Genomic DNA, 12035 nt, shown 5'->3' on the forward strand with positions numbered 1-12035 from the left:
TATCGGACTTGCATGGGCGCTTCCGTAATCATCTCGCCGTCAATCCTTTCGGCCGATTTCGCCAAGCTGGGCGAAGAGGTTCGTGCGATTGACGAAGCCGGGGCAGACTGGATCCATGTCGATGTCATGGACGGTCATTTCGTACCCAATCTGACGATCGGGCCGGGCGTCATCAAATCCCTGCGTCCGCATTCGCAAAAACCGTTCGACGTGCATCTGATGATCACGCCGGTCGACCCGTATATCGACGCCTTTGCCGAGGCCGGGGCCGACATGATCACGGCGCATCCGGAAGCCGGCCCGCACTTCCACCGCACGGTCCAGAAGATCCGCAGCACCGGCAGGAAAGCCGGCGCCGCGCTCAACCCGTCCACCCCGGGCGAGACGCTGGACTATGTCCTCGACGAGCTCGACCTGGTGCTGGTGATGAGCGTCAATCCCGGTTTTGGCGGCCAGAGCTTCATCGACAGCCAGCTGCGCAAGATCGAGAGCCTGCGCCAGACGATCGACCGCCGCGGCCTGCCGACCCTGATCGAGGTGGATGGCGGGGTGAACCCGGACACGGCGAAAGCCTGCATCTCGGCCGGCGCCCACGCGCTGGTCGCCGGATCGGCGGTATTCCGCGGCGGGCCGGACGCCTATCGCGACAATATCGCAGCGCTTCGCGGCTGATCGCCATGGCTCGTGCGGTGCGTCTGTCCGATTATACCGCCGCCACCGTCATGGCACTGCGGCGCGAGGCGTCCTCGACGCTGCACGCCATCGGCCTGCCATCCGGGCTGAGCGATCTGGGCAGGCTGCCCGACGCGCTGAGCGTCCTGCCCGAAGATGTCTATGCCCCCAATCGCGAGCGCGGCGAGGCCATCCTGAACGGCCGTTTCACCCTGGCCGGGGAAAACCTGTCGACCGACGGTCCCGACGCCACCTGGCTGCAGCCGGCACCGACCCGTGCCTTTGCCCGCCGCCTGCACGCGTTCGGCTGGATGCGCGACTGCCTGGCCGCCGACCCGGAAGCCGGCCCCGACGCGATACGGCGCTATGTCGACAGCTGGATCGACAATTTCGGCCGCTGGAACAGTTTCGCCTGGTCGCACGATATCCTGTCGATGCGCCTGTTGAACTGGCTGCGCTGCGGCGATGCCCTGTTCAATGGCAGCGAGGACGATCGCAAGGCCCGGCAGATCCGTTTCCGCTCCCTGCTGCGCCAGGCCCGCTACCTTCAACGCTCGATCGCGATCGCACCGGACGGCACAACCCGTCTGCAAAGTGCCGCCGCGCTCACCCTGACCGGTCTGTGCCTGCCCGGCCGCGACGCCCTGCAGCGCGCCGGCTTCCAGGCGCTCGCCCGTGAGGTCCAGCGCCAGATCCTGCCCGATGGCGGTCATGTCACCCGCTCGCCGCGCGCCTGCGCGGAAGCGCTGATCGATCTTGTCACGGTACGTGAAGCGGCCCAGACCGCCAGTGCAGACCTGCCGCAGGAGGTGCGCCGCGCCATCGACCGGCTGGCGCCCATGGTCCGCTTCTTCCGCATGTCGGATGAAGGCCTGGCCAGTTTCCATGGTGGCGGCGAAGGCGACCGCCACGCGCTGAAAGCCGCGCTCGACCACGACGACACCCGCGCACGCCCCTTCGGCTTTGCGCCCCATTCCGGCTATCACCGCGCCGAGGCCGGCGAAGCCACCGTGCTGCTCGATGTCGGCAATGCGCCCAAGGGTCCGCTGAGCACCGGCGCCCATGCCAGTGCGCTGGCTTTCGAACTGTGCACGTCCGGCGGCCGCCTGGTGGTGAATTGCGGCTGGCATGACGACCAGCCCGCCAGCTGGCGCGAGGCCGTGCGCGCGACGGCGGCCCACTCCACCCTCATCCTCGACGAAACCTCCTCGGCCCGCCTCTTCCCGCCCGGCTGGAAGCGCGACCTTCTGGGGCCGCGCCTCGCCACCGCGCCCGCCTCGGTCTCGGCCCGGCGCAATGAGGAGGAGATGGGCATCTGGCTGGAGGGCATCCACGAAGGCTATCGCGAGGATTACGGCCTGTCGCACCGGCGGCGGATCTTCCTGGCGGCCGATGGCGGCGATGTCCGCGGCGAAGATGCGCTGTTCCGGCCTGTCAATGATGGCGCGCCGGACGATGTCGATGTGCGCTGGCGTTTCGCGATCCGCTTCCATCTTCACCCCGATGTCCGCGCGTCCCTGTCGCGCGATTCCATGAGCGCGCTTCTGGTCCAGCCCAATGGGGATGGCTGGCGGTTCCGCACCGATGGCGGTCCGATCCGGCTGGAGCGTTCTGTGTATCTGGCTGCGGGCGCACCTCCACAACGCGCGACACAGATTGTAGTACAGGGAGAAGCAGAACCCTTTGGTGCCGGGGACCGGCCGCCCAATCGCGTTCGCTGGGCTTTTCAGCGTCTCGGCCAGGTCGGCGGCGCAGAAGGGGAAACCGGATGAGCACACCGCGTCCTCAGGACGGACGCCGCCGGCGAGGGCGTCAAACCGTTTCAGGCAATCTGACCGCCACGCGCAACCAGTTGTCGATGGTGGCGGTAGCGCTGTTCGATCTCGCCGCTGGCGCCGTCTCGATGTGGGCCGCGGTCCTGCTGCGCTACCGGTTCGAACCGGACGGTCCACCCGAACAGGTCATGCTGCAATCGGTCACGGTGTTCGCACTGGCCTGCGCCATCGTCTTCCCGCTGGAAGGCCTGCACCGCGGCCTGTGGCGTTATACCGCGCTGAACGATGCCGCCCGCATCGTCCGTGCGGTCCTGGTAGCCAATCTGGTTTTCCTGCCGATGCTGTTCCTGATCAACCGGCTGGACGGCTTCCCACGGACCTCGATCCTGATCGACATCCCGATCCTGATCGGCCTGCTGCTGGCGCCGCGCTTCCTGCTGGCCGCCTTTCGCACACAAGGCCTGCGCGGTGTGCTGCAGGTGGAGGACCGCTCCAAGCCCGCCGCGATCCTGGTCGGCTCGGAAGCCGATCTGGATGAAGCCCTGCGCGACATCGTCCGCCGCAACGGATCTGCGCCCTTCCGGCCAAAGGGCCTGATCGAGCCGGGCTCGCAGCTCACCGGTCACGCCATTCGCGGCGTGCCCGTGCTGGGCGGTCTGCATGCGCTGACCCCGGCGCTGAACCGGCTGGCCCAGGCCGAAACCCTCGCGCCGCGCCTGGTTCTGGCCGGCACGAATACCGATGTGGAAGTGGTCAACGAGCTGATCCGCGTCGCCGCCCGCACCGGGGCCAAACTGTCCCGTGCCCGCCCGTCCGAAGGCCCCGGCGCCTTCTCGCCGGTGGAAGCCGCCGACCTTCTGAACCGTCCGCCGCGCCCGCCAAACCTGGAGCCGGCCCGGCCGCTGATCGAGGGCCGCCGCGTGATGATCACCGGCGCCGGTGGCACGATCGGCTCGCAACTGGCGCGGCTTGCCGCGACGCTCAATCCGGAAAAGCTGATCTTCTTCGACGCGTCCGAGGCCAATCTCTACGAGATCGATCTCGAATTCGCCCGCCACCGGCCGCACATGCAATGGCGCGCCATGCTGGGCGATATCCGCGATACCCAGCGTCTGGAAACCGCCTTCGCCGAAGAACGCCCGGATGTGGTCCTGCACGCAGCCGCGCTCAAACACGTCCCGATGAGCGAGCTCAATCCCGGCGAGGCGGTGCGCACGAATGTCATCGGCACGGTCAACACGATCGAGATGGCAAAACGCTACGGCGCCCGCATCGTCGCCCTGATCTCGACCGACAAGGCCGTCGATCCGGGCAATGTCATGGGCGCGACCAAGCGCGCCGCCGAACTCTATGCCCGATCGGCGGCTGCCGAAGGCTCCGACACGCGCATCTGCGTCGTGCGGTTCGGCAATGTGCTCGGCTCGACCGGCTCGGTCGTGCCGCTGTTCGAGCGCCAGATCGAGGCCGGCGACCCGGTCACCGTGACCGATCCGGATGCGACCCGCTATTTCATGACGGTCGAGGAAGCTTCTGGCCTCGTGCTCGATGCCGCGGCCCAGACCGCTTTCGATGCCGACCTCAATGGCGCACTTTACGTGCTGGACATGGGCGAGCCGGTCTCCATCCTGCGCCTCGCGCGGCAACTGCTACGTCTGCGCGGCCGTGATCCGGATGCCCCCGGCGCAATCTCGATCGTCGGCCTACGGCCCGGCGAGAAGCGCCACGAAAACCTCGTCTACGCCTTTGAACGGCGCGAGCCCACAGCGATTGACGGCGTGTGGTCGATCACCGGCCCGGTCCTCGATACCGGGGCGGTGGCTGCCGAACTGGAATGCCTGCTCGATGCGGCGCGCAGCGGTGACGCCGCAGCCGTTTCGGAAGCCTTGGGCGCACTGTGCGCCCTGCGGCCCGCCACGGCCGCGGATTGACTTGCTGCGCCGTGATGGATACCTCGCCGCGCACATCCGGATGGTTACAACGGAGCCCCAGCCATGTCCGACCTTGATCTTGCGCCTCTGCGCCGCGCCCTGATTTCCGTGTCCGACAAGACGGGACTGGTCGAACGGGCCCGCCAGCTCGTCGACGCCAGCGTCGAAATCCTCTCGACCGGCGGCACGCTGCGCGCCCTCAACGAAGCCGGTATCGCGGCCCGCGATGTGTCCGAGGTGACCGAGTTTCCCGAAATGATGGACGGCCGCCTCAAGACACTGCACCCGCGCGTGCATGGCGGCCTGCTCGGCCGGCGTGACAATGGCGAGGACCGGTCTGCGATGGCCGATCACGGCATCCCGAATATCGACCTGCTCTACGTCAATCTCTACCCGTTCGAGGAAACCGTCGCCAAGGGCGCCGAGGAAGCCGACTGCGTCGAGAACATCGATATCGGCGGCCCGGCCATGCTGCGCGCCGCCGCGAAGAACCATGCCTGGGTGAGCGTGTGCACGGATGGCGAGGATGTCGACGCCGTACTTGCCGCCATGGAGGCCCATGACGGACATACGACGCTCGAACTGCGCAAGCGCCTGGCTGCCAAGACCTATGCGCGTACGGCCGCCTATGATGCCGCGATCTCGAACTGGTTTGCCGATACGCTGGAAGACGCCAGCCCGGCCTGGCGCGCCTTCGGCGGCAAGCTCGCCCAGCCGCTGCGCTATGGCGAGAACCCGCACCAGAATGCCGCCTTCTACGCCACGCCGGAAAACCGCCCCGGCATCGCCACGGCCCGCCAGGTGCAGGGCAAGGCGCTCAGCTTCAACAATCTGGCCGACGCCGATGCCGCCTTCGAGCTGGCAGGCGAGTTCGACCCGGCCGACAAGGCAGCCGTTGTCATCGTCAAGCACGCCAATCCCTGCGGCGTGGCCACGCACGACGATCTCGCCGTCGCCTATGAGAGGGCCTTCGCTGCCGACCCGATTTCCGCCTTCGGCGGGATTGTCGCCATGAACCGCAAGCTCGACGCCGATACGGCCGGCGAGCTGGTGAAGATCTTCACCGAAGTGGTAATCGCACCGGACGCCGACGAAGACGCGCTGTCGGTGCTGTCCGGCAAGTCGAACCTGCGGGTCCTGCTGACCGGTGGATTGCCGGACGCCAAACAGTCCGGCTGGCTGACCAAGACGGTGGCCGGCGGCCTGCTGGTCCAGGAACGCGATACGGCGATGATCTCCGTGAAGGATCTCCGGACCGTGACCCAGCGCGAACCCACCGAAGCCGAGCTGGCCGATCTGATGTTCGCCTGGAAAGTGGTCAAGCACGTCAAGTCGAACGCGATCGTCTATGCCCGCAACCTGTCCACCGCCGGCATCGGCATGGGCCAGACCAGCCGTCTGGAAGCGGCACGTCTGGCGGTTCGAAAGGCTGAAGCAACCGCCGAGGAAAACGGCTGGGACGAGCCGCGCACCCAGGGTTCGGTCTGTGCGTCCGACGCCTTCTTCCCCTTCGCCGACGGCCTGCACGCCGCGGCCGAAGCCGGCGCCACTGCCGTGATCCAGCCGGGTGGCTCGATCCGCGACGAGGAAGTCATTGCGGCCGCCGACGAGGCCGGCATCGCGATGGTCTTCACGGGCATGCGCCACTTCCGCCACTAGCGCCCGTCACGCAACTGCATGTGAATCCCTTTTCCATTGACCCTGGCCGGCCCTGCCCGCCAGGGTCTTTTCATGTCGGGAAACACAATCCTGCGCGGCGGACTGGCCACGCTCATCCTTCTGCTCGCCGGGCTGGGCGGCTGCGCCATCGGACACGCGACCGGGATTACCACGCCCCGGCGCGATATCGCCGAGCAGGTCGCCCTGATCCGGCAGCACACGACGATCGAGCTGCCTGCGGATGCCAGTGCGCCGGTTCCCGCGGCGATTCTGCTGCATGGTTGCGGGGGATTGCGCCAGGTCCAGCCGGACTATGCCACCGCCCTTCTCGAGGCCGGCTATGGCGTGATCACGGTGGATTCCAACAGCGCCCGCGGCATCGGCCGGTTTGCTGCGATGAGCCAGGTCTGCACCGCGCTGCGTCTGTGGGGCCGCGAGCGGGCTGCGGATATCGAAGCGGCACTGGTGCTGGCCCGCGAGAACGCGCGCATCGACGATAGCCGCCTCGCCCTGATCGGCTGGAGCCATGGCGGCTGGACCGTGCTGGACGCGCTGGACTATGCCGGCGAGGGCCGGGTTCCGCCCGGCCTTGCCGGCGTGGAGACGCCGCCCCTGGCCGGCGTGCGTTCGGCCGTCCTGCTCTATCCCTATTGCGGATTTCCGGTGCGGGCCGACGGCCGGACATTCCCGTCAGACATTGCCATTCACGCCATCCTGGCCGGCCGCGACATGGTGGCCCCGACAGGCGATTGTACACGCCTGTTCGAACGGGCAGACGCGGCCGGACACCCGGTCGACCATGTCACCTGGCCTGGCATCACCCATGCCTTCGACGAGCCGGCTGCCCCGCCGGATCCACGGATGGAATACGATGCGGACGCGGCAGCCCGTGCGCGCGCCCGCATCATCGATATTCTTGACCGCGACCTGCGCGATCAGGGCTGAGCGACCGCGGCCATCTCACCGATCTGGGTCGAGGCAATCGCCAGCTTGGACAGGGTCCAGGTGCCGGACTCGTCCAGCTGCCGCTGCACCGAATCGACCCGGCCGGCCTCTTCCTCATTGACCGTATTCCAGGCCTCGACAACCGCATCGGCCCAGTCACGGGACGGATTCTCGATACCCGCTTCCAGCGACCCGCCGGCCTGGCGCGCAAAGCGCATCATCGACGCCGTCACCGCCTGCTGGTTGGCGTAGAAGTCTTCCATCAGACGGCGGACTGCCAGACGATCCCAGTGCAGGTCGGACGAGACGTCCTGGCCGAGACCGCGCAGGCGGTCGAAGCGGAAGCGCGCGCCGGCGGCGTGATAAATGTAGGCGGTCGAGGCGAGCGGCCAGTCGAAGTCATTGGCCATGTCGATCACATCTGTCGACGAGGTCAGCGGCCGCAATTCGGCAACCGACTGGGCCAGATCGGCCGGTGCACCGGCCTTCACGAAGGACGACTTGCGCTTTTTCACGCCGGCGCGCTCGTGGTCGGAAATGATCTCATGCACCATGGAGCGCAATTCCTGCACGCCCGGCCGGTAGGAGGCGATCACGTCGGAGATCGAGCTGGCATTGGCCGTGGCCTCGTTACGGCCGCGGCGGACGAGCCAGTAGGTCTGGCGGCGCAGGAGGCGGATGATTTCCTCGTGCAGCTTGATCTGGACGCCGGCCGGAGCCTCATTGTCCAGCGCATTGATCGCTGCGGTCAGTTCGGCGAAGCCGAAAATGCCCCGCCCCGCCTCGAAACCGCGGGCAATCGCCGGCACGGTCGCCGTGGTCGAATCGATCGCCCGGTGAATGAAGGTCGGCCCGCCCAGATTGATCATCTCGTTGGCGAGAACCGTCGACACGATTTCGCGCTTCAGGCGATGCCCGTCCATAGCGGCCGAGAATTTGTGGACACCCTCCGGGAAGTAGTTCGTCAGCATGTCCCGGAAGTGCGGATCGTCCGGCACGTCCGAGGCAACCAGCTGATCGAACAGCGTGATCTTGGCGTAGGAGTTGAGCACCGCCAGCTCGGACCGGGTCAGGCCCTGGTCGCGACCCTTGAGCGCGCGCATGCCTTCGGAAGAGGGCAGGCCCTCGACTTCACGGTCCAGCCGCCCCTGCTTCTCCAGAGCCAGCATGAAGCGCTCATGCGCATCCAGGTCAGCCTCGGCCGTATGCTCGGCCATGGAAAGGGCGAGCGTCTGGTCGTAATTGTGGCGCAACACGTGTTCGGCGACATCGTCGGTCATCGATTCCAGCAGCGTGTCGCGGTCCTCCCGGCTCATCTCGCCATTGCGGACCATCGGACGCAGCAGGATCTTGATATTGACCTCGTGGTCGGAACTGTCGACGCCGGCCGAGTTGTCGACAAAGTCGGCATTGGCCCGGCCGCCATGACGGCCGTATTCGATCCGCGCCGCCTGGGTGAAGCCCAGATTGGCGCCTTCGCCAATGACCTTTGCCTGCACCTGGTCGGCATTGACCCGCAGACCGTCATTGGTCTTGTCGCCGACTTCCCAGTGCTGCTCATGCGTTGCCTTGGCGTAAGTGCCGATACCGCCGAACCACAGGAGTTCGACTTCGGCCTTCAACAGCGCATGGATCAGCTCGGTCGGGCTGACCGCATCCTTGGTCAGACCGGTCAGCGCCTTGATTTCGTCGGTCAGCCTGATCGACTTCTCGCCGCGCGAGAAGACGCCGCCGCCCTTTGAAATCAGCGAGGTGTCATAGTCCTGCCAGGACGAGCGCGGCAGGTCGAACAGACGCTTGCGCTCATTCCACATCGTTTCCGGATCGCCCGGATCGGGATCGATGAAGATGTCGCGGTGGTCGAAGGCCGCGACGAGCCGGATCTGTTTCGACAGCAGCATGCCATTGCCGAACACATCGCCGGACATGTCGCCCACGCCGATCACGGTGAAGGGTTCGGACTGGATATCCTTGCCCATCTCGCGGAAGTGGCGCTTGACGGATTCCCAGGCGCCGCGCGCCGTAATGCCCATCTTCTTGTGGTCGTAGCCGGCCGAGCCGCCCGAGGCGAAGGCGTCGCCGAGCCAGAAATCGAACTCGTCGGTCGCCAGCCCGTTGGCCGTGTCCGAGAAGGTCGCGGTACCCTTGTCGGCGGCAACGACGAGATAGGGATCCTCATCATCCCAGCACAGCGTGGCGTCGGGATGTTTCACCACGTCGTCGACAATATTGTCGGTGATGTCGAGCAGGCCGCGGATGAAGGTCTTGTAGGCCTCGCGTCCGGCTTCGAAAATCTCGTCGCGGCTGCCATTGCGCGGCAGGGCCTTGGGATAGAAACCGCCCTTCGAGCCGACCGGCACGATGACGGCGTTCTTTACCTGCTGGGCCTTCACCAGGCCCAGGACTTCGGTGCGGAAATCGTCGCGCCGGTCCGACCAGCGCAGGCCGCCACGGGCGACCGGTCCGAAGCGGATGTGAACGCCCTCGACATCAGGCGCCCAGACGAAGATTTCGCGATAGGGCTTGGGCAGCGGCAGCTCTTCGAGCAGTTCGCTGGCAATCTTGATCGAGATCCGCGCCTTGGGCTGACCGTCAGCGCCGAGCTGGTAGAAATTGGTCCGCAGCGTGGCGCGGATCAGATGGAAAATCCGGCGCAGGGCACGGTCGTGATCCAGGCTCTTGACGCCGTCCAGCGCCTTGCCGATCCGCTCCTCGACTTCCCAGACAGCATCGGAACGCGTCTTGCGGTCATCGGTGAAGGCAGGATCGAACTTGACGCGGGCCAGTTCCAGCAGGCCGCGGGCAATGTCCGGATAGGCGGCCAGCGCCTCTTCCTGGATCGCCTGGGACGGGTCGAGCCCGGTCTGCTGGCGGTAACGTGCGCAGGTGCGCAGGAAAGCGGCTTCCCGCCACGTCACCCCGATCTCGACGATCAGGCGGTTGAAACCGTCATCCTCGGCGCGGCGGTCGGCCATCGCCAGAAGCGCATCCTCGAGCACGGGCGCCAGCGCCTTGACGTCCTGGCCCTTGAGCGCATCGGACTTCATCTCGAAGTCGTGCACATAGGCCCGGTCGACGCCCTGGCCATCGCTGGCGCGGCGATCCACCGGGAAACCGGTCTCCTGCACCACGTAGAGGCCGAGATTCTCCAGAACCGGCATCACCCGGGACAGGGAAACCGGCTTGCCGACGCGGTAGATTTTCAGCCGCAGCTCATTGTCCGGATCATTGGCTTCGCGATAGACGCGCACCGCGACCTGGTTGGGCGAATCCAGACTTTCCAGCTTGATCACGTCGGCAAGAGCGTCTTCGGGATCGTAGAGTTCGCGATAGCCGGCCTTGAACGCATCCTGATAGGACGGCATGCGCAGGCGGATATCCTCGGGCGCATTGCGGCGCACATGGGTTTCCAGATCGTCTTCCCAGGTACGGGCCAGACGGGCAACGCGGCGTTCCAGTTCGCCGACTTCCGGTTCCGGGTGATCGAACGGGTTGAGCCCGATGATGTAGTGCACCCGGGCCAGCGAACCGTCGCCGAATTGCGGATAGAAAGCCGAAAGACGGCCGCCGAACGCGTCGCGGATCAGCTCGCCCGCCTGCTCGCGCACTTTCGAGGAATAGCGCTCTCGCGGCACGAAGAGCAGCGCCGACACGAAGCGGTCGAACTGGTCGCGGCGGATGAACAGCTTGGTGCGCGGCCGGTCATGCAGGTGAAGAATGCCGAGGCAGATTTCCAGCAGATCATTCTCGTCTGTCTGGAACAGCTCGTCGCGCGGGAAATTCTCGACCGTGTTGCGCAGCTTCTTGGCACTGTGCGTACCGGGCGTCTTGCCGGCCCGCTCGAGCACGCGGCGCACCTTCCGGCGGATCAGCGGCACCTGAGCGGCGGACTGGTCGTAGGCCTCGGCGGTGAACAGGCCGACAAAGCGCATCTCGCCGATCACGGCGCCGTCTTCGCGGTAACGCTTCACGCCGATATAATCCATGTAGACGCGGCGGTGGACGCGCGACTTCATGTTCGCCTTGGCGACGATGATCGGGCTGGGCTCGCGCAGGAAGGTCTCGATCGCCGGCGTCAGAACCGCAGGCTCGGAGCCCTTGCGCAACACATGACGATCAGGGTCGCGCAGCACGCCGCGGCCGGTCTCCGGACGCACGCGCGGATGGCGCTGGGCCATGCCGCCGTTTTCGTCGACCTCGAAGTCATAGATGCGGCAGCCCAGGAAGGCGAAGTGGTCGTCGCGCAGCCAGCGCAGGAATTCGCAGGCCTCCGTAAGCTCTTCCGGCGAGGCATTCGTGGTCGCCTGGGCGAGATGGGCGATGGCCTCGTCCATCTGGGCGCGCATGTCGGCCCAGTCCTCGACCGTGACGCGGACATCGTCGAGGGTCGCCGTGACCCCTTCGATCAGCGTACGGCGGGACAGGTCGTCCAGCGGCGGCAGATGCACCTGGATCATCGATTCGGCGAGACAGCGCCCGCCCTGATCGACCCGCGCGCCGTCATTGTCGCGGCGCACCTGCACGATCGGGTGGAACATGGCCAGGATGTCGTAGCCTTGGGCCCCGATTTCGCCCATCACGCTGTCGACGATAAACGGCCGGTCGCGGCCGATGATCTCCAGCACGTCGCGCGGCAGCTCGCTGCCGTCGTCGCGGGTGGCCGTTCGCATCCGGACGAGGATCTCCTCGCCATTGCGCCGTTCGCCATAATGCCAGAAATCGACGCACATGGACGCCAGATCGGCGGCGGCGACCTGTTCGAGGTCCTCCGCCAAGGCATCGTCGTAAATCTGCGAAAAGAAGGACGTGCCCGTCTCTCCGCACTCGCTGCTATAGCGATCCTGCCAGCGCGAACGCGCGGCCTCCATGAATTCGTCACGGGTGTACGCGTGCGCGACTCCGACGACCGCCCCCATGTGGCGCTCCCTGTGGTCTGTTGTGGTTCTTGAGGCGAGCCTAGACCTGTTTTCTCATGGTGCAAGCCGTGTACGCCGTTGAAAACGCAAACAAGCCATTCTTTTTGGCAGGAGGGGAGATTTTTGGGGAAGCGGGCCCA

Annotated in this window: 6 protein-coding genes; 5 read left to right on the top strand and 1 reads right to left on the bottom strand. The window is 66.3% G+C overall.

The genetic code is table 11. From position 1 onward, the window contains the following. Positions 1–12: 12 nt before the first annotated feature. The 5 genes from rpe (at position 13) to ABJO18_RS13070 (ending at position 6979) form a co-directional block, all read left to right on the top strand. The gene (gene rpe / locus ABJO18_RS13050) at positions 13–672 is read left to right on the top strand and encodes a ribulose-phosphate 3-epimerase (RefSeq protein WP_348508030.1); all 660 of its coding nucleotides are present in this window, start codon (positions 13–15) and stop codon (positions 670–672) included. Between the two features lie 5 nt (positions 673–677). Beyond that, positions 678–2444: a heparinase II/III family protein gene (locus tag ABJO18_RS13055; protein WP_348508029.1), complete on the top strand. Its 1767-nt coding sequence runs from the start codon at positions 678–680 to the stop codon at positions 2442–2444. Continuing rightward, positions 2441–4375: an SDR family NAD(P)-dependent oxidoreductase gene (locus ABJO18_RS13060; protein ID WP_348508028.1), complete on the top strand. Its 1935-nt coding sequence runs from the start codon at positions 2441–2443 to the stop codon at positions 4373–4375. Before ABJO18_RS13055 ends, ABJO18_RS13060 begins: the two co-directional genes overlap by 4 nt. Before the next feature lie 63 nt (positions 4376–4438). Continuing rightward, complete coding sequence (purH, locus tag ABJO18_RS13065; protein ID WP_348508027.1) at positions 4439–6034, top strand: bifunctional phosphoribosylaminoimidazolecarboxamide formyltransferase/IMP cyclohydrolase; 1596 nt, start codon at positions 4439–4441, stop codon at positions 6032–6034. Between the two features lie 72 nt (positions 6035–6106). After that, positions 6107–6979 (top strand): dienelactone hydrolase family protein, encoded by an 873-nt coding sequence (locus ABJO18_RS13070; RefSeq protein ID WP_348508026.1) that lies wholly within the window; start codon positions 6107–6109, stop codon positions 6977–6979. On the opposite strand, the gene ABJO18_RS13075 is transcribed toward ABJO18_RS13070, so the two are convergent. After that, complete coding sequence (locus tag ABJO18_RS13075; protein WP_348515964.1) at positions 6970–11895, bottom strand: NAD-glutamate dehydrogenase; 4926 nt, start codon at positions 11893–11895, stop codon at positions 6970–6972. The two genes, ABJO18_RS13070 and ABJO18_RS13075, sit on opposite strands and share 10 nt — an antisense overlap. Between the last annotated feature and the right edge of the window lie 140 nt (positions 11896–12035).

The sequence above is a fragment of the Maricaulis sp. genome (assembly GCF_039978735.1).
Classification (GTDB): domain Bacteria; phylum Pseudomonadota; class Alphaproteobacteria; order Caulobacterales; family Maricaulaceae; genus Maricaulis.

Bases quoted from the DNA above. Each gene is read 5' to 3' on its own strand.
- purH (WP_348508027.1), top strand. From the start codon at position 4,439: ATGTCCGACCTTGATCTTGCGCCTCTGCGCCGCGCCCTGATTTCCGTG.
- ABJO18_RS13070 (WP_348508026.1), top strand. From the start codon at position 6,107: ATGTCGGGAAACACAATCCTGCGCGGCGGACTGGCCACGCTCATCCTT.
- ABJO18_RS13060 (WP_348508028.1), top strand. From the start codon at position 2,441: ATGAGCACACCGCGTCCTCAGGACGGACGCCGCCGGCGAGGGCGTCAA.
- ABJO18_RS13055 (WP_348508029.1), top strand. From the start codon at position 678: ATGGCTCGTGCGGTGCGTCTGTCCGATTATACCGCCGCCACCGTCATG.
- rpe (WP_348508030.1), top strand. From the start codon at position 13: ATGGGCGCTTCCGTAATCATCTCGCCGTCAATCCTTTCGGCCGATTTC.
- ABJO18_RS13075 (WP_348515964.1), bottom strand. From the start codon at position 11,895: ATGGGGGCGGTCGTCGGAGTCGCGCACGCGTACACCCGTGACGAATTC.